Consider the following 26,655-nt stretch of genomic DNA (forward strand, 5'->3'; position numbering starts at 1 on the left):
GAGATTCGATATGTTTTTTACAGAATCGAAACTGGAAGCGAGACTGCGCGAATTAAGCGAAACCCGGTATCGCGATGCGGTGCCTTTGGAGCGATTTTCAGCTACGGAAGACGAGGAAGGAACGATTGGAGCAAGGCCGCCAGTCACGCAGACTACATTTGAACTGAAGACGGGTGAGACTTGGAAAGGGCGCGACCGCTACGTGTGGTTATCGCGTACGATTGATATTCCGAAGGAATGGGCAGACAAAACCATTCTAGGGCGCTTCGATTTCGGTGAAACGGGCGGAGGCAACAATGACGGATTCGAATCCTTATTATATTGGAACGGTTCTCCTTTCCAGGGGGTCGATTCGAACCATCAAGAAGTATTTTTACCGGAAGAAGCGGTAGGTACGCAGGGGCGGATGGATATCCGCCTGTGGTCAGGACTCGAAGGTGGCGGGAAACCGCGCGAGAAGAAGCATACCGTGAAACGCGCTGAAATCTGCTGGCTGGATGAGCGGGTTGACGATTTCTACTACACAGGACGCGCTGTGCTGGAAACAATCCGCAGTCTGGATGCTAACCATCCTGAACGTACTCAGTTAGTTAAAGCACTCGATCGTTCTTTTAAGCTTGTTGATTGGTCGAATCCGCTCTCGGACGCCTACTATGAATCCGTATATAGTTCCCGTGAGCTGCTGCTTGAGGAATTAAATCAGATGGAGAAGAAGCATCCCGTTACGGTTACTTGTATTGGGCATACCCATATTGACGTGGCTTGGTTGTGGAGACTTAAGCATACAAGGGAGAAATGTGCACGCTCGTTCTCAACCGTGCTGCGTCTAATGGAACGATTCCCTGACTATGTATTTTTACAGACGCAGCCTCAACTTTACGCCTATATCAAGCAAGATTATCCTGATATTTATGAGCAAATTCTTGAACGTGTACGTGAAGGGCGATGGGAAGTTGGCGGAGGCATGTGGCTGGAAGCGGATTGCAACCTAACCTCCGGGGAATCGCTGGTGAGACAATTTTTACATGGAACCCGATTCATACGAGAAGAGTTCGGAGTGGAAAGTACCTATTTATGGCTTCCCGACGTATTCGGGTACAGCTGGGCGCTGCCGCAAATTTTGCGAAAATCCGGTTTTGATACGTTCATGACAACCAAAATCAGCTGGAACCAGTTCAATCGTATGCCTCATGATACCTTCAAATGGCGGGGAATTGATGGCACCGAAGTTTTGACGCATTTCATTACCACACCTGGCGATTGGGAAGAAGCTAACTCGTTCTTCTATACGTACAACGGTATGGTAACGCCAATGACGGTCAAAGGGACTTGGGATGCCTACCGTGATAAGGAAGTGAATCAAGAGCTTCTGCTTTCTTACGGGTATGGAGATGGCGGCGGCGGTGTCAATCGAGAGATGCTGGAGATGCGCCGTCGTTTGGAAGACATGCCTGGCCTGCCAAAAGTGAAAACAGGACGCGCAGACGAATACTTTGAGCGGTTACATGAAACTGTTGAAGCAACGGACCGTTATGTGCATACATGGGACGGTGAGCTGTATCTTGAATATCATCGCGGTACTTATACAAGCCAAGCCTACATCAAACGAATGAATCGTAAGCTGGAGCTTCTATATCGTGAAACGGAATATGTCAGTGCTTTGGCTGCTTTGTTGAAATCCGATTGGAGCGTTTATCCACAGGAGATGCTTAACAAGGGTTGGACCATCATTTTACGCAATCAGTTCCATGATATTATTCCCGGTTCATCGATTACAGAGGTCTACGAGGACAGTCGTGAGGAATATGCGGAAGCTATGTCTATAGGGACAGCATCGTGGAATGAAGCAGCAGCGCGAATTGGAAACCAGCAGGAAAAAGGTGCGGTAACGGTTCTGAACAGTGCTTCATGGGAACGCAGCGATCTTGTTGTAATCCCTGGGGAACAAGCTGCGATTGGCAGCGTTTGGACTGATCGGGAAGGCAACCAATTGAAATCACAATTCACGGATGGCCGCTGGATCATCGACACGCCTCAGGTTCCGTCTTTAGGTATGACGACGATTCACTTTACAGATCCATCTCAATCGGCGATTGCTGACGAGATTCCATTCAAACTGGAAGGACGCTCGCTGAAAACGCCTCATTATGAAATCGAATGGAACGAATCCGGTCAGTTAGTTCGCGTATTCGACCTGGATAATCGCCGGAATGTGCTTGCTGCAAACTCGCGAGGCAACGTTCTGCAAGTGTTTGAAGACAAGCCGATAGATTTCGACGCTTGGGATATCGATATTTTCTACCAAGAAAAAATGCGCGAAATTAACGATCTTGTTCTTGTTGAGCTCGTTGAAGAGGGACCATTAGCAGCAACTGTTGCATTCAAATGGAATTTTGCAAAGTCTACGATCTCGCAGTCGATGACTGTCTACGCAGGCAGCCGTCGCATTGATTTCCGCACCCATATCGACTGGCAGGAACGTCAGCAGCTGTTGAAGGTTGCATTCCCGGTAGACGTGCGTTCTACGGAGGCTACTTACGATATCCAGTTCGGTAACGTCAAACGTCCGACACATTGGAATACGAGCTGGGATTGGGCGCGGTTTGAATCCGTCGGGCACCAATGGGCGGACTTGTCCGAACGTGGATACGGCGTAAGCTTACTGAATGATTGTAAGTATGGCTACGACATTAAGGATAACATCATGCGCTTATCGCTCATTAAATCCGCGATTCATCCAGACCCTACAGCAGATCTTGGGGAACATACCTTTGTGTATGCACTTCTCCCACATGCCGGGGATTGGTATGCAGGCGGTACGGTACAGGAAGCATGGGCACTTAATAATCCGCTAACGAGTTATGGAGGTGCTCCAACGCAAGGTACACTTTCCATGTTCGAATTCTCTGCTCCAAACGTGATGGCAGATGCGATCAAGAAAGCAGAGGATGGAGAGAGACTTGTGCTGCGTATCCATGAGTTTGCTGGAGTCCGAACTCATGTGGACATCAAGAGCGATTTTAAAATTCGATCGCTGCAGGAATGTGATTTGATGGAGCGACCTATTGGAGACGTTGAGGCTGCCAATATTGAGCTTAAGCCTTATGAAATAAAGACGTTTCTTGTTAGTCTTGAAGTTTAATTGCGAAACCTAAATTCTCGAATAACAATGGACCTAGCGGTGATTTTCCGCTAGGTCTTTTGAGGTTTCTAGACTGTCGAATTCATTCAGGTATGCCTCCTTACAACTGGTATTGCACACCTCCTGGGCTATGGTGATCGAGCCCCGACAGCCGAAATCCGCGGCCGGGCTCCGCCCCGACCGCAACAACACTAGCACCGCGTCGAACAGCCGCAGCTAATACAGCACACGCCACAAGTAAAACGTGGCATAGGCTTCCCAGCCCTGCCAGCCCTCGGCTAGCTGGCGGATCTGGTCGAGCGAGGGCTTGGCTTCGAGCCCGAGCACATGCTTCAGCGCGTTATGAAGGCCGACATCGGCCAATGGGAACGCTGCGGGGTTGCGCAGACAGCGCATCAACACATAGTTGGCTGTCCACGGTCCGATGCCGCGAATGCGCAGCAGATCTTTTTCCATGGTAAGGAAATCGCTCATCGCAAGCAGCCCGGCCTTGGATAACGCTCCTTCCGCCATGAGATTGGCAACGCCAATGAGGTATTCCGCTTTTTTACCCGTGAATTGTAAAGCTGTTAAATCCTCTGTCGTCAGTGCAGCGATCCGCTCTGGCGTTGGGAACGCCCAATAGGTTCGTCCCTCCCAGTCTAGTGAGGTGCCGAAGTGCTCGACTAGACGCCTTTTGAGCGTATAGGCAAAAGCCAAATTAATCTGCTGCCCGATAATCCCCCAGCTCATGGCCTCAAACAAATCTGGAATCCCCATCAGGCGCAGCCCTCGGAACACCTCCGTTACTTGCCGCAGAATCGGATTTTCCATCTCATAAAATGCCGCCAAATCCGTCCCCAAATCAAACCACTCCCACACATAACGAGCGATATCTTCACGGACCGCAGAGGTTAGACTAGCACTACTATAGTGAACAATTTGGATATGAAGCACCTTGTCATCCTCACTGTGGACAGCGATAAGTGCCAGGTTATCCCCAACAGGTAGCAACTTATAGATGCTGGAGTTATCCACAACGAATAGGCACTCATTGATTGAGCGGCTTAAATAGCCGATATTGGGCTCGTATCGAAAAGGTTGAGGCAAAGCCAACGAGAGCGTGCTCGTTTGTTCTTGCCATTGTAGGCTGGACGGGTCAAAAGCTTGCAGGTGTGGCATCGTCATTCTCCTTATAGGTAGCGAAGTCGTACTGTCATTATCGCCGAGAGTGGCTTTTGTAATCTTGCTTTCTCATCCTCCAGCGCTTACAAGCGCTAGCCGCTTTGGGTATACTGAACTTATAAAAGGGACACAGAAGAGAGGGGCAATGGTATGCAGGAGCGGTTTTGGCAAGCGATTGTTGCGAATGATGCGGCGTATGATGGCACGTTTTATTATGCGGTGGCGACGACAGGCATTTTCTGCCGGCCTTCCTGCAAATCAAGGCTGCCGAAGCGGGAGCATGTGCGTATTTTTCATCACAGCCAAGCGGCGATTGCCGAAAGCTTTCGTCCTTGTAAAAGGTGTCGGCCTGACGGCGTAAGGCTTCCCGATGAGGAATGGGTGGCGCACATGAAGGCATATATGGAAGAGCATTTCGCTGAGCCGCTGTCGCTTGCGACGCTTGCGGAGCATTTTTACGCGAGTACGTATCATCTGCAAAGGACGTTTAAACGAATAGCAGGCGTGACGCCGCTTATGTATATACAACAGGTTAGGTTGGAGGCGGCTAAAAAGCTTTTGATCACCTCGGACATGGCTGTAAATGTGATCGGAGCGCAGGTGGGGATGGCGAATGCTGCCCATTTTGCGACGTTGTTCCAGAAGAAAACCGGGCTTACGCCAACGGAATTCCGTCAAAAGTACGTTCTCTAACCATAACCGACAGGTGTTCGGTGATGCAACTAGGCGGAGCGGCGGGATAGATAGCAATCGCAAGATGGAAAGGGTTGAGGTGAAGGGAATGGCTACAAAGACGGTTGCAGAGATCAAGAAGAAAGATACAAAAATACTCTACTGGGGAGTTGTTCGTCTGCAGGGGTGTAATTTTGTGATGGCGGCGACGGATGAGGGCTTGTGTTACTTACAGTTTCAGGAGGGGGATTCGGGAGATGATGTTGAAGAGGAAGCATGGCAGCTATTCACCAAGTGGGCATCGAAGCTCGGACGTCAGACTAACTTGATAAAAAATAACGAAGCCCTCATGCCTTATGTGAAGCAGTTGGACGAATATTTGTTGGGGACGCGGTCGGTGTTTTCGCTTGAACTCGATTTACGTGGAACGGATTTTCAACAAGCTGTGTGGAGAGGACTGAACGGTATATCACATGGTGAAACGGTGAGTTATTCACAGGTAGCCCAGTCGCTAGGGAGATTGAGTGCTGTGAGAGCTGTAGGTACAGCCATTGGTGCAAACCCAGTGCTCATTGTCGTGCCTTGCCATCGGGTGGTAGGGAAGGATGGTGCGTTGACCGGCTACCGCGGCGGACTTGCCAACAAAGAGAAGTTGCTGCGGTTGGAGCGGAATGGGAAGTAAGATGAGAGAAGCAGATGCAATAGGAGACACTACTGGAAAAACGGTTGTAGATAAAACAGAGGATTGTGCGGGGATGGGATGAGATAAGTTGGGCAGCAGTGGGGAATGTGGGAGGGGAAAAAATGAAGCAAAGAAGGGAACAACCCATGAAAGTCCATGTGCAGCGAAAGGAATCGAAGCAGCTACTGACGAAAGCTAGCGGCTTCCTTGAGGGCTACTCGCATACGTTAAATCCGTACACGGGCTGCGCCTTCGCCTGCTCCTATTGCTACGTGCGGCAGATGCCGGTGGCTTTGTTCCGCAGCGGCGAAGCCTGGGGCAGCTGGGTCGACGTGAAGGAGAACGCGCCCGCGCTCCTCGCCAAGGAGCTGATTCGGGCGAAGAGCAAAGGGCCCGTCAGGATCTTCTTCTCCTCGGCGACGGACCCGTATCAGCCGATCGAATACAAGGAGCGGATCACCCGCGCGCTCCTCGAGGTGATGTCCGTGCAGCAGCCGGACTTCTTGTTCGTGCAAACCCGCAGCCCGCTTGTGACACGGGATGCGGACCTGCTTCAGCTGCTCGGCGAGCGCGTGCGAGTCAGCATGACGGTGGAGACGGATCGCGAGGACATCCGCCGCGCGTTCACCCCGTCCGCGCCACCGATCGCGGCGCGGCTAGAAGCACTCCGCGAGCTCGCCGCTCGCGGGATTCCGGTGCAGGCCACGATAGCGCCAGCGCTGCCAAGCTCGGACGGCTTTGCCGAGCGGCTCTCTGGCATCGTGGATCGGGTGTGCATCGACGACTATTTCATGGGCGATGGTGGTGGAGGCAGGCGCACGGAACGCATCGGCGTGCGCGCGATCTATGACGCGCTAGAGCTGTCCGACTGGTACAGTCGGGATGCGTACTTGCGCGTGCACGAACAGCTCCTGCGGCATTTTCCGCAGGAGCGTGTATTTGTCTCTCAGGCGGGATTCCTCCCCTGAGGATCTAAGCTTGCTCTGTTTGTAGCACCATTTCTTCCTCGGGTTCCTGCGCGCGCTGTTGCTCATCCAGCAGCTCCGTCTTGTCACGCAACCGCAGCTTAAACTCCTTCGGTGAGCATTGATTATAGCGCTTGAATAGCTTGTAGAACTGAGCCATGTTTTGAATACCAGCTTCATAGCTAATTTCCATAATGCTGAGATCCCCTGTGAGCAGGAGGCGCTCGGCTTTTTTGATACGTTTGTAATTCACATAATCAATGAAGGATAGTCCCATCACTTTTTTAAAATACTTAATAAAGTAATGATAGCTCAGATTCAGAATGCGACACACATCTTCGACGGTAATTCGCTCTGTCAAATGCTCGTCAATATAATCTAGTGCAGGCCGCAAGCGAGAAATGCCGGAGTCTTCGGTTAGTCCTGCGAGATCACGTTTATCATTGCGCAGCAGAAGAAGCAGGAGGTGCTTAATGGCAGCAACTATGGCTAGTTCATAGCCAATCTGACGAGATTGTGACTCCTCATAAATTTGCCGGATGAGCTGGTAAGCGGTTGCTCGAACCTCTGCATTGGAACGAAAAAGAGCATTAAAAGGCTCAAGCGAATGTGTCAGCTCCGAAAATAAATGCAAATAAGCGAGTGTACTCAGGTCAAAATGCTGCGTAAGATCAATTTGAAACACGATTTGATGCAGGGGCGCTTCCGAGTATTTATGTGTGCGATGTGGCTGTGAGGAGCCGAGCAGCATAACATCTCCAGCCTCCATGATCGTATAGGCATCCTTGGTTTGGATGGCAAGCTGGCCTTGGGTCACCACCAAGAATTCCACCTGTTTATGCCAATGCCATGTCCAAGGCTCAACTATGCCGAATTGGGGGGAGTCATGTTTGATTTCCCATATTTTTAAGAAAAGAAGCGGGTTCTGGTACACAACTTCTTCATTTCTAATTTCTGTTAAGTTCGTAGGACTAAGAGTAGGGTTCATAGGTAAGAATACCTCACTAGGACTGGACATTTTTGAATAGACGATTGTTTAAGGATTATAAGATTTAATCCCCTTAAGTATAACATTGCTAGGCAGCAGATGACACTATTGAATAAGAAGTAGGCACAATTCTGCCTTTCCTTGATGCTAGGGAAAACCTATACTCAGAAGTAAGAATGAATACGTTATCTTGGAGGGCATGGAATGATGAGTAAACAATTAAAAGTAACCGTTTGGAACGAATTCCGTCATGAAAAAGAAAGTGAAATCGTTAGCAAAGCCTACCCGCAAGGTATCCACACGGCCATTGGTGAGGGCCTGAGCGAGTCGGTTCAAGTCACTTATGCAACGTTAGACGATCCAGAACATGGTCTGTCGGAAGAAGTCTTGAATAATACGGATGTATTGATTTGGTGGGGACACAAAGCGCATGATGAAGTGCAAGACGAAATCGTAGCTCGCGTTCAAAAGCGTGTTTGGCAAGGCATGGGCTTAATCGTCCTGCATTCGGGTCACTTCTCTAAAGTGTTCAAAAGCCTTATGGGTACATCCTGTGATCTCAAATGGCGCGAAGCCGACGAGAAGGAACGCCTATGGGTCGTTGCTCCAGGTCATCCCATCGTGGAAGGCATTGGCGAGTACATTGACCTTGAAGCTGAGGAAATGTACGGCGAGCATTTTGATATCCCGCAACCAGATGAGCTAATCATGGTCTCCTGGTTCGAAGGCGGGGAAGTGTTCCGCAGCGGTTGTACGTTCCACCGTGGGAACGGGAAGATTTTCTACTTCCGTCCAGGTCACGAAACATACCGTACGTACTACAATGAGCAAATCCGCCGCGTGATTAGCAATGCGGTTCATTGGGCAGCGCCATCCACGCGCGAGTACCCGAAATACGGGAATCACAAGCCTTTGGAAGAGATTAAAGCCAAGGTTAAAGCCTAATACACAAAGAACAGAGGCCTGCTAGATACAGCAAGCCTCTGTTCTATTTTATTAAAGTCGATGAATATTAAATTCAAACACCAGATCTTGATCAGCTTTGATCAGATACTCCTCGTGAACTGGTGCGCCCCAGCTGTCATCACCACCGACGCCCATCTGTCTGCCCGCTACCGTAACGACCGTATAATGAACGTTAGGCAGCTCGTAATGATGGTAGGCATTTTCCAACTCAAATGCGGTAAATGGTGAAATGTTGCATTCCACTGGCTGCGCAGCAGGCGCAGTGATTCGAATGCCGTGTCCAACGTCGTTCGAGATGCTCACGCGGCGGACGCCTGTGCGGTTCCCTGATTCCTGCGGCACAACATAGCCTGACACATTATCAGCAGCGTTATTCTTGAACACGCCAAGCCTTGCACCGAAAGCACGGTCGATGTAGTTCTCCTCTGGACCCATTGCATACCAATCCAAATGGGAATAATCGGCTGGGACCTTGAACGACAACGCGAAAATCGGCAAGTTCGGAAGCCCGGCTGCCCCCTCGTAGCGTGACTTGACGTTCAAGCTGCCATCGTTATACACCGTGTATGCAATAGTGACCAGAATATCAGCACTGATATTAAGCTTATAGCGAAACGTTACAGTAGCGCTTCCTGTTTGCTCTGTCAGTTCGACTCCGATACATTTGCGCGTGAGGCTCGCTGCCAACCAGGCGCCTGAATCAAAGCCTAGGGAGAAGCCTTTATCATTATCCGTTGTCGCACGCCAGAATAACGGCGCTGGCGGAATAGCGATCATCTCTCTGCCGGCATAGTTCAGTGAAATCAGGCTTCCCGCCTGCTTGGAGAACATGATGCTAAAGTCTCGCCCATGCACCCCTATGTTGACATCACCCTCTACGACTCTAAATGATGCAGCTTGTACAACAGGAATCTGTTCTTCAATCAGGAATAGGTGTTGCCCGAACGAAACCTCATAAGCGGCTTCTGCCCATAGCGTGCTCTCCTTCAAACGAAGGGATGCATGTACGACATATTCGCCAGACTCCTGAACGGTTGGCAGCTCAACCGGCACATACGCCTCGCTTTGTGCAGGAACGTCGATATGCCTTGTGTCTCGGAATATTTCCTTGCCTTCATGATGGAGTACGACGAGTAAATCATAAGCATCCGTACCTTCGAAGAGGTTCTCGTTCGTTACCTTCACACCTTTGCGATCTGGCACAAGCTTGATGTTCTGGTATAAGAATTTCACTTCTTGCATCTTCGGAGACAGCGTACGGTCAGCGTAGACGATACCATTCGTACAGAAATTGTAATCCGTGGCACGGTCGTCGAAATCTCCGCCAAAGGCAAGAAACTCTTTGCCGTAACGATCTTTTTTGACGATCACCTGATCGATATAATCCCAAATGAAGCCGCCCTGATACATGGCATATTTCTGTTCCAGCTCCGTATATTTATGCATGCCTCCTACCGAATTACCCATAGCGTGCATGTATTCGCAGCTTATGTAAGGCTTCTGCGGGTTATCGGTTAAATAGGCCTCAATCTCTGCCGGCTTCGCATACATACGGCTCTCCATATCACTCGTATCGTTATACTTACGATTATGAAATACACCTTCGTAGTGAACAAGTCGGCTAGGATCTGTCTTGCGGAAGTAGTTCGACACGTTTAGCAGTACTTCGCCCGCATAGGCTTCGTTGCCCACCGACCAGATGAGGATAGAAGGATGGTTCTTATCGCGTTCAACCATCGAAATTGCTCGATCCATGACGATGTCTTGCCATTCCGGTTTATTCTCCGGGATGTTCCAGGATGGTTCAACTGCGCCCATCTTCTGCCAGGATCCATGTGTTTCCAAATTCATCTCATCAATAACGTAGACACCATATATGTCACACAGCTCGTACCATAACGACTGGTTCGGGTAATGCGAAGTTCGAACGGCATTCAGATTGTTGCGCTTAAGTGTAGCGATATCCCACAGCATATCTTCCTTGGTAATCGCTCGTCCTCTGCGGCTGTTGAACTCATGTCGATTCACACCCTTGAACACGATCCGTTTGCCGTTAATATGCATAACCTTATTTATCATTTCAAATTTGCGGAAACCGACCTTCTGCGGAATAACCTCGACAAGCTTGCCTGATTCATCGAATACACGGATGTACAGCACGTACAAATACGGCTTCTCAGCACTCCACGGAGTTACCTTGCCAACGTCTATAGACAACGATACGGCATCGCTGCTCGGTAATTCCGATGTAGCTGTCCCCACTGTATGCCCTGCAGCGTCCTTCAATGCGAGAGAAATACGGCCTGCCTGCTTGCCTGACATTTTCAAATCTGCACGAAGGCTGCCCCTCGAATAGGTGGCATCAAGATCGGCATGAACAAATAGGTCACGAACGTGAATGCTTGGGACAGTATATAAATAAACGTCGCGGAAAATACCTGAGAACCGCCAGAAATCTTGATCCTCCAACCAGCTGCCTGTGCTTCTTTGATACACTTCTACAGCAAGCTTATTCTCGCCATCCTGCAGGAATGAAGTCAGGTCGAATTCCGCTGGCGTAAAGCTATCTTCGCTGTAGCCGACGAATTCACCGTTCAACCACAAGTAAAAAGCGGACTCCACGCCTTGAAACGATAGGTAGACGGGCTTGTCCCTCATATTGTCCGGCAGCTTGAAGTACTTCACATAGCTGCCAACCGGATTATGATCCTCCGGAATCGCAGGCGGACGAATATCGTTATGTCCATCCCATGGATACATCGTATTTACATATTGGGGCTTTCCGTAGCCCTGCAATTGAATGTGCCCAGGCACATCAATATCTCTCCAGCTACTGCACTCGTAATCGTTTTGGTGAAACTGTTCAGGACGATCAGATGGCCTCACGGAATTGCTGAATTTCCAACTGCCGTTCAGATCGTGACGCAGCGCCATTGGCGCAGTTTCCTCTGCTTCCTCGACGGATTCGTAATAACGATGATCAGAGTGCGCTGGCAAACGGTTTACAGCAAATACACTCACATCGGTAAGCCAGCCTAGGCTTGGTTTCATTAATTTCATTCGTTTTTCCCCCGTAAAGTTATTTAAAAGCCAGGCGTTACGCGCTGCGCGTAATACCTGACTTTCTGTATTTATTTCACTGATCCCGTCATACCTGCTACAAAATGCTTCTGCATAAGGAAGAAGACGAGTGCTGTAGGAAGCGTCGAAATCACGATGGCGGTCATAATAATACCATAATCAGGTGAATAACTGGATCCCATATTTGAAATCAGCATCGGGATTGTTTTTTTATCCGGTGATTGAAGGACAATGAGCGGCCATAAATAGTTGTTCCAGCTCGACATGAATGTGATGATGCCGGCTGCAGCGTATGTGGTCTTCATTGTTGGCATGAACACACGGAAGAAGAGACCTAATTCGGTCAAACCATCAATTCGGCCCGCCTCAAGGAGCTCCTTTGGAAACATCTTCGTACTTTGCCGAAAAAAGAAAATAAGAAATGCCGTAGTAAACGTCGGCAGCACAACAGCAGAGAGCGTATCTAGCCCAATAAATGGAATAACACTTGAGATGCTGGCGAACATTTGAAACAACGGAACCATAATGGCCGCGAAAGGAATCATCATCGACAGTAGTAGAATCGTAAATACAGTGTCCTTCGCCTTACTTTTATAAATTTCAAAGCCGTACCCAGCTAACGAGGCGATCAACATGGCAAGTACAGTTGTTGAAATTGAAATTTTCATCGAATTCAGCAAAGCATGTACAAAATCCGCAGAACTAAATAAATGACTTAAATTTTCTACAAGCTGGCTTCCGGGAAGCAATTTGCCCTTTGTTACATCAGCTGACTTATTTGTGGCGCTAACAATCATCCATAGAAAAGGAAATATGGAAATAAACGCGGCAACACTCAGAAAGATATAAATAAAGAGGCGTTTCAATTTATCCATTTTTATCACCTGCCACTTTAAACTGAATATACGCCAATATAATAATCATAATCACGATGGAATACGACACGGTTGCCGCATAACCGAAATCTGATGAATATTTGAAGGACAAATTGTAAATATACTGGGAAATAGACATCGACGCGTTACCTGGTCCGCCCTTCGTAATATTAACAACTTCATCAAACAACTGCAGCGTGCCGATCGTTGATGTAATGGAAGTAAACAAAATGATGGGCTTGAGTAGAGGCATCGTTATGCCAAAAAACTGTCTCGTTGACGAAGCCCCATCAATTTTGGCAGCTTCGTAAATCGATTGATCTATATTTTGAAGCGCTGACAAGTAGAAAATCATATTATAGCCTGTCCAACGCCATGTGATTGCAATAATAACCGTCACTTTCGCCCAATATGGATCCGTGATCCATTGAATCGGAACCGAAATAAGATGAATCTTGGTCAGTAGTTGATTAACCAAACCGTCTGAAGCAAACAAATATTTGAAAATAACGGAATACGCAACAAGGGAGGTAACAGCCGGCAAGAAAATCGCTGTACGGAAAAATCCTTTGAACTTCAATTTACTGTCGTTTAATAACACGGAAATAAACATAGCCATGACAATCATCACGGGAACTTGGATAATCAAATAAATAAACGTATTCTTGACCGCGGTCAGAAACGTTTTATCTTTAAACAGACGAACGTAGTTATCGAAGCCAGTGAACGATAAATTCGTTCCCTTACCAGTCTTGAAAGATAAGATAAGCGCTTGAATCATGGGATAGAAGTAGAATGACGCGATTAGAATGACCGCTAGAATAATAAACATCCAGCCGGTCACGTTATCTCTTTTACGAATATTTACGCTATGCCTCGCAGCTTTCACGTTAGCGCAACCCCTTTCTTTACGAAAATAAAACCTTGGGACTTCCTCCAACTCCTGTCAGCCGAATTTTGGAATGAGGAGTAGGGAAGCCCCAGGTTTTATTTAAAATATAAGCATTTAGACGGCGTAGCCGTTTATTTCGATTGCCGTATGATTACATTTATTTAACTTGTGTTTCCGCTTGCGTTTGAGCATCGCTCAACACTTTATCGAGATCTTTACCTTTTAAATAATTTTGCATCTCGACTACGAGGATATCTTCAATCGCATACGTATGCATACCATAGTTGACCTTTGGAATTTGCTCTGTCCATTTGGCAAAATCAGCAATTACTTTTTGACCGCCGAAGAACGCATCAGCTTGGGAATATGCTGGTCCGGATGCCGCGGCTTTTAACGTACCGATTGCACCAATCTCCGTAACAAGCTTCTGATACAATTCAACGTCAGATCCAAATGTCTGTTTCAAGAAATCTGCCGCAGCTTCTTTTCCATCGACGTTCATGACGTACCACGAACTGCCGCCAAGGTTTGATGCATGAACGGATTTTGGGTTGTTTGTCAGTTTAGGAAATGGTACGACAGCCCATTTGGCGGACTGCGACGCTTCTTTTTTAACCGAAGCCGTAATCCAGTTCCCCGTCGGAATGGAAGCTACATCGCCGCTGTTGAAGGCTGCAACGAATTGACTCCAATCAGAGGTTACCTTCACAATGTCCGCTTTCATTATTTCTTTATAGGTTTCTGCCGCTTCCTTCAAGGCCGCATTACCTGCCAAGTTAGGCGTCGTTCCATCTTCTTTTAAATACCATGAGCCTGCCGATTGAATCATCATGCGAATCAGCCCAAGATCATTCGGATCTTGCGTGAGCAGCTGCTTGCCTGTTTTGGCTTTCACTGCTTTACCAATTTCAATCAGCTTCTTCCAGTCGATATCTTGCAAATCCTCAACCTTATAGCCTGCTTGCTCCAAGTAATCTCTTCTTACGTACAAGCCAGCAACGCCGGAATCGAATGGAACGCCATATTGCTTGCCACCTACACTTGTAGGTCCAATTTTATAATCAGCGAAATCAGAAGCTTTAATCACACTCGATAAATCATAGAACGCATTCGGATAAGCTTGCAGGAAGCTTTGTGCGCGATAATCCTCGATCAATACGATTGTTGGCAAGCTTTTTGTTGTGCCTGCGTTTAAACCAGCGTTCAATTTAGAAATAATGTCAGCTTGTGCATTTTCCACAATGTTGACTTTTAAACCGGAATTGGGATTTTTGGCCGTGTAAGCTTCTTTAGCACGTTCCATGGCGCCAATATTAAATACTTTGTCCCATGCCCATACGGTAATTTCTTTGTTTGTTGCAGCAGCGGGAGTTCCGCTGGCAGTCGGACTAGCGCTAGGTACAATGTTCCCTTTGCTCGAGCATGCCGTTAACAGCACGAAGCTGGCCAACATGATAGCAAGAATTTTTTTCACAAATTCCACCCCTTTAATTGAATGACTGTAAACTCACTGTTGAAAGCTGTTGAAAGCGTTTGCCGGCTAACAGTATACATTATAACAATTCGTTAAAATGACTCGTTAGCAATATATTTGTGTTCATTCGTCATTTTATTGTTACCTTTTCAAGCGAAGATATGTAATTAGAAATAAATTTGTTAATTGGTATTTTTTTTAGATTTGGAGGAGAGGAATCTTTATTTTTACCCGCGTCCCCTCATTAGGGCTGCTCACAACGGTAACGCCGTATGGCTCTCCGTAAAGCAGTGTTATTCGTTCATGTACATTGCGAATGCCAATGCCCGAGAACAAATGGCTTGTCTGCTTAAAGCTCTGTGAATGATTCCCTTGCTCAAAGCCCTTCATGCCAATACCATTGTCAATGATCTCGCATACCAGCGCGTTTGCCTCGCGGGACACCAGTACGTAGATGTATCCTTCGCTTCTCTCATGAAAAGCATGGAAGAACGCATTTTCGATAAACGGCTGGATGATAAGCTTGGGAACGTGATAAGTCATGCAATCCTCCGCAGCAAAATAATTAACCTTAATCTGCTCCCCGTAACGCACATGATTGATATATACATAATTTTTTAAATTGACCAGTTCTTGCTCCACTGTAATCGTTTCACTGATGTTGCTGACCGTATTCTGAAGGAGTGAGATCAGCGAGTTAATCGTTGCGGCGGCCTTCTCCTTATTCCCTTGCTGAACCAAAATTTTAACGGAGGCTAGCGTATTATATAGAAAATGCGGATTAATCTGCATTTGCAAAGCCGATAGCTCTGCATTGCGTTGGTCTTTCTGCGTCTGAATCAACCTCTTGATATAGTCGTTCAGCTCATCCAGCATATAGTTGTATGCGTGGCCTAGCTCCTTGATTTCATAACTCCCGGAAACCTGAATATAATTATCGAAATTGTTTTCCGTGATGCCTGACATCTGCCTCGCTAGCAGGGTCAATGATTCTGTCAATCGTTTTGATATCAGAAAAACAAGGAGAAGCGCAGCCAACACAATAGCCATGCAAATAAACACAACTTTTTTGACATCGACCATCCGGCGGATCACTTGTTGTTTATCAATGAGATTGACAAGGTGAAAATCATAAGTGGGAAGATACTCCGACAGCACCAGACTATTTTTCCCCATGACGTTTACATCTTTTACATCCAGATTTTTTTGTTCAATCTCTACAGCATAGTCAAGTAATTCATGTGCTTCTGTGCCGATCAGCTCATGGCGATTGCTTGATATGACGAGGCCTGAACGATCTAATATAACAACGTCATTGCCCTCGCTGGTGAAATTCGAGTAAAATCGCTTAAAGTTGCTTTCTCGTATGGCAAAATAAAGAACCCCATAGGGGGAGCCGCTTGTTCGCTCCATTAGGGCCTTAGAAGCGACGATTACCGGATCTTCCGAAGATAGGTCAGTTACACGCTCATTATCCAATTGATAGATAAGCCTCTTAGGCTCTTCAAGGGTATTCTTGGTTAGCTTACTGTTTCTCAACTCACTCAAGGAGCTCGGCCAATAAGAACTATCTGTCGAATGACTTCTCTGATTCATTCCAGTGATCGTAATGGTAACGGGGTAGGCAGCCACATTGGACTGTATCCGTTTCATCTGCTGGCTGGCCTCATAATGACTTTGCACCGTTGAGAGCGTGTCCACATCAGAATTCGTCAGAAATCCTTTTAGAGTGCCGCTTTGCAGCACATTGCTTGAGGCTGTAACGATGGAATAATTAAAGGACTCGAAATTCGCTTGAATCTGACTAATGATTTTGAAGTTCGTAATGCTGAATGTATTCATGAATAGCCGCTCAGACATTTGAATCGTAACAAGCGATGTGAGCACCGACACAGAAATAATACTGACGACTGTAACAATAAACATTTTGATAAAGAGCCCGTGATACTTGAATTTGTCCAAAAAATGTCGCATTACCTAGTCCCTTTTCTTGTTGAGATAGTGTTTTCTGTAATGGCTGGGCGATAAGCCGCTTAATTTCTTGAACACTTTCGTAAAATAACTATGGTCCGAGTAACCAACCATTCCGCTAATTTCCGAGATGGAAGCCGTATCTTTTTGTAGAAGATCTGCTGCTTTTTCTACCCTTATTTTGTTCAAGTATTCGCTAAAGCCTTCTTTGTTATGAGATGCGAAATAGCTGGACAAGTAAGACGGATTAAAGTGAAAATGCTTGGCTATTTCCGTTAAGCTCAAGGGCTCGGCATAACGCTGTTCAATATAATCAAGAAGCATGGCCATATTCGGATTGCTGCCAGTGAGCCGCTTCGTTCTTATAACGTTGTTGGCTTCCTCTATAAATGTCTCGAGCAACTGGATTGCTTCGCTGACATGGGCCGCTTCACTAATCGATTTGAAATAAGCATATTTGGCTTCTTCCAGACTCTTCATATCTGCTTCCAAACGGCCAAGTAAAATCGTTATATTAAAAATGAGATTTCCCAAAAAAGACTTGAATTCGAACACATCGGTTTTATAATGGCTTGACGCGGCGTGCACGTAAGCCAACAGCTCATGAAAGGCCTCATCGAACTGCTGCCGATTCATTTGTTCGGTAAATCGAGTCATATTGAATTTCGCTTCTTCTTCAGCATGTTTAGGCAGTTCCCCGTCTATAATCAAATTGGTTGAGCTGGGAAGAAAAAAGCGATAAGCGTTTATTTTCAAGAAGCTCATCTTGTAGTTTATGTGTAGCTGACTCAAATCGCTGAACACTTCACCGATCGTCCAGCCAATCTCCGGCAATTGCTCCCTTGTCCATGCGGCAAGCTTCCTGACGATAAACGTTAAACGATCCCATTCGCTCTTGTCCATGTTGACCAGCATAACAACCAAGCTTGGATCTGTGGGGATGGGAAAATAAACCGCATGGTCAAGACTGCTGTCCAACTCGGCGGTAATTTTCGACATCCATGTCGAAGCGGCGTGCTGTTCCTTGCTCTTACTTGGCAATTGCTTCAAATCAGCCCCCAGCAAGCGGTAGCTGTCGTAAGGAAAAGCGGATGTTATGACTGCCGACTCTGATTCAACCTCATAGCCAGAAATAAGCTTATCGAGGACAAGCTTGATAGACAAGCTGTCATCCGTGTTCGACTCCACCAGCTTCAAGGATGGAATCTGCCGCGCAGTTCGTTTCAATATGTCCAGCAGCTCCCCGGCTTCAAGCTTAGGCTTTAATATATAATCGGCAACCCCGCTTTGAAAGGTAGACCTCACATAGTCAAATTCGCCGAAACTGCTTAACACGACCACTTCCATATCCGGGAATCGCGTCTTTACGATACGTGTAAGTTCTGCTCCATCCATGACAGGCATCACAATATCCGTTATGACAATATGCGGCTGCAAGCGCTCAATCTGTTCCAGCGCTTCTTTGCCGTTTGCGGCCTCTCCCACGATCTCAAACCCCTCATGTTCCCAGTTCAACAAATGCTTGATGCCCTGTCTAACCAGAATTTCATCATCAACTATAAGTACACGACAAAGAAGCGCCATTCCTTAACCTCCGCAGTGAAAATCTTTTTGTCCTTCCGCTGTTCATGTGCCAATCTCAACAATCTGATTCATCCGTACAAGGTTAATCCTCCGTGTCCTCGATCGGACTCTTCAGCGCTTAATCGTAATGTCCACTGGCCAATTCTCATTGATGTGAGGAGCTTCAGAAACAAGTTTCATCGAGATTTCAATTTCTTGAACGATTTGATCTTTGAACAGATAGTTCGGTACTTTGTACTCGACATATCCTCTTGCAAACCTTAGAATGCCTGCATGAACGCGTTCGATTATATAGAATATCAACATTATGGATTAATTATTTAATTAATTCATAACAGGAGGATTATACACGATGTCCATGAAATCGACGATACTTATTGATAAGAAACGAATCGGTAATGCTTTCTGAAAAGGGGGGCATTCTTCGCATGTTGGTTAACCATCGGCCACTTGCGTTTACAAAAAAAGTGATCTATAATTCATTACACGATCGTTGAATGAGATGACGGAAGTGAGATCTGTTTATGAAAAGAGTACCGAAAACAAGCCGCGATCATCAAGCTGCCGAGCGTAGAGAGCAAATTTTACTTGGCGCTAAGCAATTGTTCGCTCAGCATGGCTACCATGGGACGTCGATTCGTGCGATGAACAAGCATATCGGGATTACGGATGGCTTGTTGTATCACTATTTTCCTGGTGGCAAGCAGGAGATCTTGGAGACGATTTTTCGAGAGGCTCAGCAAGCCCGCATGGAGCTCATGGATCAGTTAATTAATGGGATCTATCCCGGTCAACCGTTAGAGGATGCCCTATATCTTATTATCTCGGGATTGGTGAATACACTCCTTGGGGATCCGGAGTTTATGAAGATTATGCTGCGCGATTCGGATAACATCTTATCGGAGGATAAGAATTTTATGACCGAGCTGATTATGCAGCGGCACCAAGCATTATCCGAGGCTTTGGTTCTAAGAGCTGAGGCAGGAGAAATCCGAGAAATGGACTTCCGCTCGGCAGCCAAACAAGTTATTTCCGTCGGGATGATGGCCGTTCTGGGACAGGTCACGGCGGTTAATATGGTTGAGACCGATGTCGATAGCTATTTGAAACAAATGATCGCTTTCACCGTATCACTTTGGAGAAAGTGATTCTTTTTTAGCAATTTGGTTCACACAACGTTGAGTGAATTTAATTAATCAAATGGAGGCTTACTATGAATCATTTTTTTAAACAGAAACATCCGTATCTCGCTATTATTATCGTTTTCCTTGTTATTCTTTTACTTGGTGTTGCTCAGCTAGGTTCTTCTGTGAACCCAGTTCCTAAGAATTTACCGGTAGTCCTCGTTCAAATGGATGGGGGTGAGAAGCTCCCAACAGGGCAGGAAATGAATTTCGGCAAGCTTATTCAAGAAAAAATAACGGCTGCTCCCGCTCAGGCTGACATCGTGTCTCCACTCAAATGGACGATAATGGCCAATGAACAAGAAGCTGTCGACGCGATGGATCGTGAGCAAGCCTATGCAGCGATTATCATACCGGCAGACTTCAGCCATAAGCTGGCAAGCTTGTTGTCTCCTGGGCCGCAGGCCTCATCCTTAACGCTTTACGTGAACCAAGGGATGAATAACACTGCGGCTACCATGGCGAACGGAGTGCTGACTCAGATCTTTAATGGCGTTAACGGTCAGGTGAGAGAGCAACTACTGGCGCAGGTCAGTCAAAAAGGCGGAACACTCACCGTTGACCAAACCAAAGCATTCGCTTCACCGATCGTCGTTACAAGCAAGAACGTAAATGCCGTTGGCACGAACAGCGCGAATGGTAACGCGCCCGTTGTGTTAACACAGCTGGCTTGGTTTGGAGCCATGGTGACGACCTTACTCCTTTACATAGCAGCGGGAAAAGCTACCCAAACAGGCTCCTGTTTTCATCGATTCGGCATTCAGGTGTCCCAATTACTCAGTGCTATAGTGATCACCGCGGCATCTACCGTAAGTATTCTACTTGTAGCAGGGAAATGGCTGGGATTATCCATCCCGAGTTATTGGGAGATGGGCTTGTTCCTCACTTTCGTCGGATTCGCCTTCTTCCTGCTGCAAACGGCTGTTGTCAGCTGGCTTGGTTTAAAAGGTGTGCCTCTGTTCGTGCTCGTGTTCTTCTTTGGCGTACCGGTGCTTTCCCTACCGCCAGAACTATTGCCATCGTTCAGTCATGACTGGCTCTATGATTGGCTGCCGCTTCGCTTCTCTGCGGAGGGACTTCGTGACTTGTTCTACTTCCGTCAGAACTTGAATTTGAGCAGTCCGATGTGGACATTAGGCGCAATTGGCGCCGTGGCTATCGTGATCATTTTCTTATCGCTCATGAAAAAGCACGAGCAACCGGCCGCTATGGTAGAGGCTTCACGTGCTTTGTAACCTGTTGTAGATACAGCAAGAAAATGGATACGGCAGATAGCAATTTAAGCGGGGCTTCCAACCGCATCATTGGCAGGTAAAATGGTAAAAGTAACGCCAGCGCTGTCATTCATAGCACGAACGCTCATCCCGTGATGATCCATAATTTGTTTCACGATGGCTAGGCCCAGTCCGAATTGCCCCTTGCCGCCGGTGCGAAAAGGCTCGAAAAGATTCTCTGCGATATCTTGATTTAGCAGCGGGCCATTATTATTCATCCGAATCTCAAAATGAGGAGCGGGTCTGACGCTGATTCGAATACAGCTCTCGGCATAGCGAGTCTGGTTATCAAGCATGTTTTCTAAGGCGATTTTCCACTGTTCCTGATCTCCGATGAGCGTGTGGGAAGCTAAATCCAGCTCCCAGTTCATTTCAGGGCGCCTGTAGCGAAGTCGTTCGACGACATCTTCGATGACGGCTTTGATCTCAAAGGCAAGAAATGGCTTTTCTTTCGCTGTAAAATAATTCATTATGGACATCCTATCGCAACATTGTGGGGAATTATGTGTTTAAACGAAAAACACCACCCTAGAGGAGCATGCCTCTGTGGTGGTGTTCGTTCTTCCATCTAAAGATTGTGAAGGCTGCAAATGTGCAACTTACAAGTTCAAATGCAGCTTACGCGTATTCAGCATTCCATCAAGTCCAGTTGGATCCTGACTTACTTTGTATTGGACGAAAGCTTCCGCTTTCTCAGACGTGCGAAGACGAAGCGGCTTAGGCTCCATTTCGGTGACGAGTTTCACGACAACGTCTGCCACTGATTCCGAGGTTTGCGGTATCGAATTGCGTTTGGCGAAGGTGTCCAAATATTGCGTAAGAATCGGTTTGTAATCATCCTCTAGGATGCCGCCGGTTTGCTGGATATGGCTCATGACGGTGCTGTTAAAATTCGTCGCGATCGCCCCAGGCTCTAGCAGCGTGACATCGATATTGAAGGCAGGCTTGTAGTAAGTAGCTAAGCTTTCGAGCAACCCCTCAACAGCGAATTTCGCTGCGCAGTAAATTTCATTGAAAGGTTGACCAACCAACCCGCCAACACTCGTTGTTGCGATAAGATGAGCGGAGTCTGATTTGCGTAGCAGGGGAAGACCTGCCCGAATCGTATGCATCACCCCGTACACATTCGTATCGAATACAGCTTGAATCTCTTCGAAAGTAGCTTGCCCTAGCGACCGAAGGAAGCCAAAGCCTGCGTTGCAGAACAGCACATCCAAACGCCCCTGCTCATTCTCGATGATTTCAAAAGCTTTCTCCATGGACTGTGGATCGGTAACTTCCATTTCCATAAAATGAAGGTTCGCGACGCCCGCGTACTGCGCTTGATCACGTGTGACATTACGCGTACCAGCGTAGACAGTCCAGCCGATCTCGGCAAATTTTAAGGCAGTCGCAAGTCCGATACCTGAGGATGCGCCAGTTATGGCCATAATTTTATTCATATATAACACTCCCTATGTGTTTATCTCCTTAACTGTTTATCTACTAAACAATATACTTTGTGAACTAATTCGTCAACTGAAAATGACTAAATTAAAAAATCCCAACCTTAGTTGGGATTCTAGAGGGGCATTTTAACCAAAAGCTGTTGTAGTGCAGCAAGCTCTTCCTTGGAATAGGAAGTAAAGAGTTGTTCGATTTTGGTATTATAAGCAGCCAGAATGTTATTTATGAGCTCATGCCCTTTGTCTGTCATTTGAAGCTGTTGGCTTCGGCGAGAGGTGGGGTGGGGCTTACGAACAACGAGCCCTTGTGCCTCCATTTTATCCAGAAGCTGTGTAATCGCGCCGCGGGTGAGTCCGAATTCGTTAGCCATATCCACCGCGATACAGTCGGGATGCTTACGCATGTACTCTAAGACATACATCATAATCGGTGAAATCTGAAAATGAGGCAGCACCTGCGTTAAATAAGAGGAGATGACATTCTTGAGCTCGCGAAATTTTGCCGTCAGCCATTCTTGTTCAGGTGTCATAGGGAGCCGTCCTTTATTATCATAGTCCCAACTAGTATGCCAAAAAAAGAGACCCACAGCAACGGGCTGTGGGTCTAAAGTTTATATTATAAAGGGGGGTTGGTCTTTATTATAGGCATTGTACATTAAAACAACATGAAGGTTAGATTTCATTTTCATTACAAATTTGACAGTGGTAAAATAATGCGGCTAATATTTTTTTATTATTTTTCATCGAGAACACTCCTCAAGTGGATTTGATTTGGTTGTTGTGCTGTTGTCTACAGGACTAAGCTTACAAGTTCGCGCATAACAATCGCATAAAAATGAGGAGCCAGACATTACAATTCCGTAAAAATAGATGACTTTTTCCAGTTGATCGACGAGAAAAAGAGCCGTCCTCAAGTAGATATAGCTACTTTGGGGACAGCTCCAAGTTTCGTTTGACGAGTAAGAGGTACGGTGGCGGTGCAAGGTGAGGCTGTTTATCACACAGGAATTGATGCTCACTTGTTAGTTAATCAAGGCATCCTGCGAATTCTCATTTTGCACGATGCTGTGTGAAGATGAGCCTGTCAGACGCTGCGGAGGGAATACTTGGCGAACTGGCGCAATGATGAGCGCAGCGACGACAGCTTTAATCGCATCTCCAGGAAGGTATGGATAGCACCCTGCGGCCATTGCTTTTGCAAACGTATAGGAAGGAACCTTATACATTAACCACGGTACGCCAGCTAAATAAGCAAAAAGGGAGCCGAAAATTTCAAGAACTAGGAATGCAGCAACATAGCCTAAGATGCCTTTCAGACGAATACGAGGTAAAATAAGACCAATGAGCATTGCACATATCGGCCAGATCATGATGAATCCGCCAGTAGGTCCGAGAACGACGCCTAGACCGCCATTGCCATGAAGGAGTGGAAACCCAATCGCGGTAAGTACCACGACAAGGGCCATACTTAGGAATCCATAGCGTGCGCCTAGTAAACCTCCAGCTAGCATAACGGCTAATGTTTGAAGCGTAATGGGGACTTCTGTGCCAACCGATATTTTGAAAAAGCTGAATAAGACGAGAATAGCAGCAAATAAGGCACTGAAAATAACACCACGTAACGTAAGTTTCATATTGTTGACCACTCCTGTATCTGTTATTGTTAGCTTATTGTAAACCTGATTAGTTGATATGAAGTTGACAATAAAGATGATAGCACAACTGCTAGAAAAGTGAAAGGGACTTTTTTACATATGGATAATAGAGAGAGATTAATGTCATTAAAGAATGCTTCGGTTGTCTATCGAACGGAATCGGGAGAAGGGCGGCGTGTGTGGTCGGATGTCACATTGGATATTCATAGAGGCGAGTGGATAGCTGTCATTGGACCAAACGGAAGCGGCAAAAGTACGCTAGCTAGTGTTCTATTAGGCCTGAATCCGTTGTCAAAAGGACAAATCCATCGTAAAAAGGATGAGGGTATGTCGATGGCGCGAGGCGTCCTTCAACTGCCAGAAGCGCAGTTCATTGGAGAGACAGTAGCGGAGGAGTTAGACTTCTTGCCTAACGCAGAACAGGTGTCAGCTGAGGATCGTCGGGCATGGTATGCCGAGGTCTTGAACACGGTAGGATTATCGATCTCACCAGATCGTAAGATGGCTAGTTTATCGGGTGGGCAAAAGCAGTTAGTAAATCTAGCTGCTGCACTTGCAACTCGGCCAGAGATTTTAGTTTTGGATGAACCGACGGCCATGCTGGATCCTGCTGCTCGGAAAGAAGTTCGAGAAGCCATAAGGCAAGCGCATCAACGTGGAACGACGATTGTTTGGATTTCACATCGGTTAGAAGAGGTAGCGGATGCGACTCGCGTGATTGGTTTTGGAGCAGGCAGGATAACATTCGATGGGGAGCCGCGATCGTTCTTCTATGGAGGCATGGACGGGGCTAAGGAGATATCCTCGCCTTGTGTTGAGCTTGGTTATGATCCACCTTTTGCGGTTCAAACGGCGATGAATTTGCTAGATCAGGGTATTGCGCTGCAACCACTTCCGCTTACGATGGAAGAGCTGGCGGAGGCGATCTCATGTCCCTAATGTTGAAGGAAGTCGTGGTTACAGCTCCGGATTCGCCGGAGGTGACCTTGCTCAAAGATATAAGCTTTACCCTGCAAAAAGGATCGGTAACGCTGCTTATTGGTCACGCGGGATCGGGGAAATCCACGCTTCTGCAAGTTATGTCGGGACTGCTTAAGCCTCAATCTGGCACGATTACACTTAACCAACAACTCATGTGGCTTAAACCCAAAAAAGTAGATCCGAAGCAACTACTTCACTTGGGTTTAACGTTTCAGTTTCCGGAGCAGCAGCTTTTTGCACGTAGTATACGCCAAGAATTCGCGTATTCGCTTAGGCCGTATAAGCTGTCAGCGGAAGAGCGCGAGCGCCGAATCCACGAGGCGACCCATGCGCTTGATCCGCGTGGCGTATTCGCCATGGATCGCTCGCCCTTCGCGCTCAGCGGCGGCGAGCAGCGCCGGCTCGCGCTGGCAACGACCTTCGCCACGGCGCCAGATTGGCTCCTCATGGATGAGCCAACCGCCGGCCTTGAGGCGGCGGCAGTCCGCGAGCTGCTGCGCATGCTGCGCGAACGCCGTGAGCGTGGTGGACTCGTCATCGCCACGCATGACTTGGACACGTTCTTTCCGCTTGCGGAACGTGTCCTCGTTCTAGACCACGGCGAGCTCGTCTTCGACGGCTCACCGCAGGAGCTTTGCCGCGCACCCGAAGTGCTGGCGCGCGCAGGCGTTGGCCTCCCAAGCTGTGTGGAGGCCGCAGATAAGCTGGCGCGCGTTGGCATCGCCATCGCGCCGGATCAGCTCACGCCGGCGCTTGCCGCGTCGGCGATCTTGGCTGCGCTGCGCGAAGGCGGCAGCGCCATGGCGCCTGCGGAGGCGGCGCCGGGGTTTGCCGCGCGCGAAGCGAGCGCGCCGCAGCCCGCGCAGCGGCCGCTGCTGCAACCACCCTCGCCGCAGGCTGGGTGGCTGGGGCGGGACCCGCGCGCGAAGTGGCTGCTCTACCTGCTGCTCGCCATCGGGACGATGGGGCAGCAGTCGTGGGTGGGCCTTGCGGTGGCCGCAGGGCTCCTCGGCTGCGCGTTTCTCGGCCTCCCGCGCAGTGTAGTGCACGGCATCCGCAAAATCGCCGCCTCGTATGCGATCTTCCTGCTTTTCTCCGTCGCGTTGGCTGGGCTTACATTCTCGCCGCTGGGCTACACAGTCGAAAGCGGCTGGAGCACAACCTTTATATTGACACGGTTATTTGTCGTCCTGATGGCAGGCTACTGGCTCGCGATGTCGACCCCTTACGGTCAGCTCGTGCAAGGTCTGAACTGGGCATTAAAATATCTGTACAAGGTGAAGCTGCCAGTGGCATCCTTCTCGTTGGCAGTCTCGTTTGTTTTTCGCTTCATACCGCTCATTTTGCGGGAGTGGCAGCAATTCTCCGCGATTGTACGAGCGCGGGGCAAAGCGTCTGTCCGTCCGGGGAGTGTGCGCGTGCGCGACATTCCTGCACTGGTCGTTCCACTATTACTAGCGATGTTCCACAAAGCGGAGCAAATGACCGTTGCGATGGAAATGAAACAAATCGACGGCAAGACGCTGCTCCTGAGGAAGAACACGCTGCAGTGGCAGCGAGTAGATACGTATTTGGTAGTGAGTGCACTTCTCGCATGGGGACTCCTGTTTTATTTGTAATCTCATCGGTTAGTAAGCTATTAACGGACATAAGAGATGCT

General features: G+C 47.7%; 23 protein-coding genes. 9 read left to right on the forward strand and 14 right to left on the reverse strand.

What is annotated here, in order from left to right; all coding sequences use genetic code 11:
• The first annotated feature begins 10 nt into the window (after positions 1 to 10).
• Positions 11 to 3,142 carry an alpha-mannosidase gene (locus AC58P7_RS15780; protein WP_497344386.1) on the forward strand — a complete coding sequence of 1,044 codons (3,132 nt, stop codon included), beginning with the start codon at positions 11 to 13 and terminating at the stop codon, positions 3,140 to 3,142.
• Between the two features lie 100 nt (positions 3,143 to 3,242).
• Here AC58P7_RS15780 and AC58P7_RS15785 read toward each other — a convergent pair whose 3' ends face one another.
• Together AC58P7_RS15785 and AC58P7_RS15790 are read right to left on the reverse strand one after the other, a co-directional pair.
• Positions 3,243 to 3,377: a hypothetical protein gene (locus AC58P7_RS15785; protein ID WP_497344388.1), complete on the reverse strand. Its 135-nt coding sequence runs from the start codon at positions 3,375 to 3,377 to the stop codon at positions 3,243 to 3,245.
• Positions 3,359 to 4,303: a DNA-3-methyladenine glycosylase family protein gene (locus AC58P7_RS15790; protein WP_497344390.1), complete on the reverse strand. Its 945-nt coding sequence runs from the start codon at positions 4,301 to 4,303 to the stop codon at positions 3,359 to 3,361. The genes AC58P7_RS15785 and AC58P7_RS15790 overlap by 19 nt, the downstream gene beginning before the upstream one ends.
• 153 nt (positions 4,304 to 4,456) lie before the next feature.
• Between AC58P7_RS15790 and AC58P7_RS15795 the strand changes: the two genes are divergently transcribed.
• The 3 genes from AC58P7_RS15795 (at position 4,457) to AC58P7_RS15805 (ending at position 6,628) form a co-directional block, all read left to right on the forward strand.
• Positions 4,457 to 4,999 (forward strand): bifunctional transcriptional activator/DNA repair enzyme AdaA, encoded by a 543-nt coding sequence (locus AC58P7_RS15795; protein ID WP_497344392.1) that lies wholly within the window; start codon positions 4,457 to 4,459, stop codon positions 4,997 to 4,999.
• Positions 4,920 to 5,660 carry a methylated-DNA--[protein]-cysteine S-methyltransferase gene (locus AC58P7_RS15800; RefSeq protein ID WP_497344394.1) on the forward strand — a complete coding sequence of 247 codons (741 nt, stop codon included), beginning with the start codon at positions 4,920 to 4,922 and terminating at the stop codon, positions 5,658 to 5,660. The genes AC58P7_RS15795 and AC58P7_RS15800 overlap by 80 nt, the downstream gene beginning before the upstream one ends.
• Positions 5,661 to 5,806: 146 nt before the next feature.
• The gene (locus AC58P7_RS15805; protein WP_497344453.1) at positions 5,807 to 6,628 is read left to right on the forward strand and encodes an SPL family radical SAM protein; all 822 of its coding nucleotides are present in this window, start codon (positions 5,807 to 5,809) and stop codon (positions 6,626 to 6,628) included.
• Positions 6,629 to 6,632: 4 nt separating this feature from the next.
• Here the strand turns inward: AC58P7_RS15805 and AC58P7_RS15810 are convergent, their stop codons facing one another.
• Entirely contained in the window at positions 6,633 to 7,613 is a 981-nt protein-coding gene (locus AC58P7_RS15810) for a helix-turn-helix domain-containing protein (protein WP_497344396.1), read from the reverse strand.
• 207 nt (positions 7,614 to 7,820) lie between these two features.
• Here AC58P7_RS15810 and AC58P7_RS15815 point away from each other — a divergent pair, with 207 nt between their 5' ends.
• Entirely contained in the window at positions 7,821 to 8,558 is a 738-nt protein-coding gene (locus AC58P7_RS15815) for a ThuA domain-containing protein (protein ID WP_497344398.1), read from the forward strand.
• A 51-nt stretch (positions 8,559 to 8,609) separates the two neighbouring features.
• On the opposite strand, the gene lacZ is transcribed toward AC58P7_RS15815, so the two are convergent.
• The 7 genes from lacZ to AC58P7_RS15850 form a co-directional block, all read right to left on the reverse strand.
• Complete coding sequence (gene lacZ, locus AC58P7_RS15820) at positions 8,610 to 11,639, reverse strand: beta-galactosidase, LacZ type (protein WP_497344400.1); 3,030 nt, start codon at positions 11,637 to 11,639, stop codon at positions 8,610 to 8,612.
• Positions 11,640 to 11,710: 71 nt separating this feature from the next.
• Positions 11,711 to 12,535: a carbohydrate ABC transporter permease gene (locus AC58P7_RS15825; RefSeq protein WP_497344402.1), complete on the reverse strand. Its 825-nt coding sequence runs from the start codon at positions 12,533 to 12,535 to the stop codon at positions 11,711 to 11,713.
• Complete coding sequence (locus tag AC58P7_RS15830) at positions 12,528 to 13,367, reverse strand: carbohydrate ABC transporter permease (RefSeq protein WP_497344455.1); 840 nt, start codon at positions 13,365 to 13,367, stop codon at positions 12,528 to 12,530. The genes AC58P7_RS15825 and AC58P7_RS15830 overlap by 8 nt, the downstream gene beginning before the upstream one ends.
• 217 nt (positions 13,368 to 13,584) lie before the next feature.
• The gene (locus AC58P7_RS15835) at positions 13,585 to 14,901 is read right to left on the reverse strand and encodes an ABC transporter substrate-binding protein (protein ID WP_497344404.1); all 1,317 of its coding nucleotides are present in this window, start codon (positions 14,899 to 14,901) and stop codon (positions 13,585 to 13,587) included.
• 198 nt (positions 14,902 to 15,099) lie between these two features.
• Positions 15,100 to 16,875, reverse strand: a complete 1,776-nt coding sequence (locus tag AC58P7_RS15840; RefSeq protein ID WP_497344405.1) for a sensor histidine kinase — start codon at positions 16,873 to 16,875, stop codon at positions 15,100 to 15,102.
• 3 nt (positions 16,876 to 16,878) lie between these two features.
• Positions 16,879 to 18,456 carry a response regulator transcription factor gene (locus AC58P7_RS15845; RefSeq protein ID WP_497344407.1) on the reverse strand — a complete coding sequence of 526 codons (1,578 nt, stop codon included), beginning with the start codon at positions 18,454 to 18,456 and terminating at the stop codon, positions 16,879 to 16,881.
• Between the two features lie 111 nt (positions 18,457 to 18,567).
• On the reverse strand, positions 18,568 to 18,762 hold the full coding sequence (locus AC58P7_RS15850) for a hypothetical protein (protein ID WP_497344409.1): 195 nt from the start codon (positions 18,760 to 18,762) through the stop codon (positions 18,568 to 18,570).
• 218 nt (positions 18,763 to 18,980) lie between these two features.
• Between AC58P7_RS15850 and AC58P7_RS15855 the strand changes: the two genes are divergently transcribed.
• Together AC58P7_RS15855 and AC58P7_RS15860 are read left to right on the forward strand one after the other, a co-directional pair.
• The gene (locus AC58P7_RS15855; protein WP_497344411.1) at positions 18,981 to 19,604 is read left to right on the forward strand and encodes a TetR/AcrR family transcriptional regulator; all 624 of its coding nucleotides are present in this window, start codon (positions 18,981 to 18,983) and stop codon (positions 19,602 to 19,604) included.
• A 65-nt stretch (positions 19,605 to 19,669) separates the two neighbouring features.
• Positions 19,670 to 20,875, forward strand: a complete 1,206-nt coding sequence (locus AC58P7_RS15860; RefSeq protein ID WP_497344413.1) for a YhgE/Pip domain-containing protein — start codon at positions 19,670 to 19,672, stop codon at positions 20,873 to 20,875.
• A 44-nt stretch (positions 20,876 to 20,919) separates the two neighbouring features.
• Here AC58P7_RS15860 and AC58P7_RS15865 read toward each other — a convergent pair whose 3' ends face one another.
• The 4 genes from AC58P7_RS15865 to AC58P7_RS15880 all read right to left on the reverse strand — a co-directional run bounded on the left by AC58P7_RS15865 (position 20,920) and on the right by AC58P7_RS15880 (position 23,993).
• Positions 20,920 to 21,384, reverse strand: a complete 465-nt coding sequence (locus AC58P7_RS15865) for a sensor histidine kinase (protein WP_497344415.1) — start codon at positions 21,382 to 21,384, stop codon at positions 20,920 to 20,922.
• Positions 21,385 to 21,513: 129 nt separating this feature from the next.
• Complete coding sequence (locus AC58P7_RS15870) at positions 21,514 to 22,356, reverse strand: SDR family oxidoreductase (protein ID WP_497344416.1); 843 nt, start codon at positions 22,354 to 22,356, stop codon at positions 21,514 to 21,516.
• A 119-nt stretch (positions 22,357 to 22,475) separates the two neighbouring features.
• A complete protein-coding gene (locus AC58P7_RS15875; protein ID WP_497344418.1) occupies positions 22,476 to 22,889 on the reverse strand; it encodes a MarR family winged helix-turn-helix transcriptional regulator in 414 nt (137 codons plus the stop codon).
• A gap of 492 nt (positions 22,890 to 23,381) precedes the next feature.
• On the reverse strand, positions 23,382 to 23,993 hold the full coding sequence (locus AC58P7_RS15880) for a biotin transporter BioY (protein ID WP_497344420.1): 612 nt from the start codon (positions 23,991 to 23,993) through the stop codon (positions 23,382 to 23,384).
• A gap of 141 nt (positions 23,994 to 24,134) precedes the next feature.
• Between AC58P7_RS15880 and AC58P7_RS15885 the strand changes: the two genes are divergently transcribed.
• On the forward strand, positions 24,135 to 24,953 hold the full coding sequence (locus AC58P7_RS15885; RefSeq protein ID WP_497344422.1) for an ATP-binding cassette domain-containing protein: 819 nt from the start codon (positions 24,135 to 24,137) through the stop codon (positions 24,951 to 24,953).
• A complete protein-coding gene (locus AC58P7_RS15890) occupies positions 24,953 to 26,614 on the forward strand; it encodes an ATP-binding cassette domain-containing protein (RefSeq protein ID WP_497344424.1) in 1,662 nt (553 codons plus the stop codon). The genes AC58P7_RS15885 and AC58P7_RS15890 overlap by 1 nt, the downstream gene beginning before the upstream one ends.
• The last annotated feature ends 41 nt before the right edge of the window (positions 26,615 to 26,655 follow it).

Source organism: Paenibacillus sp. J22FR5 (assembly GCF_059691975.1).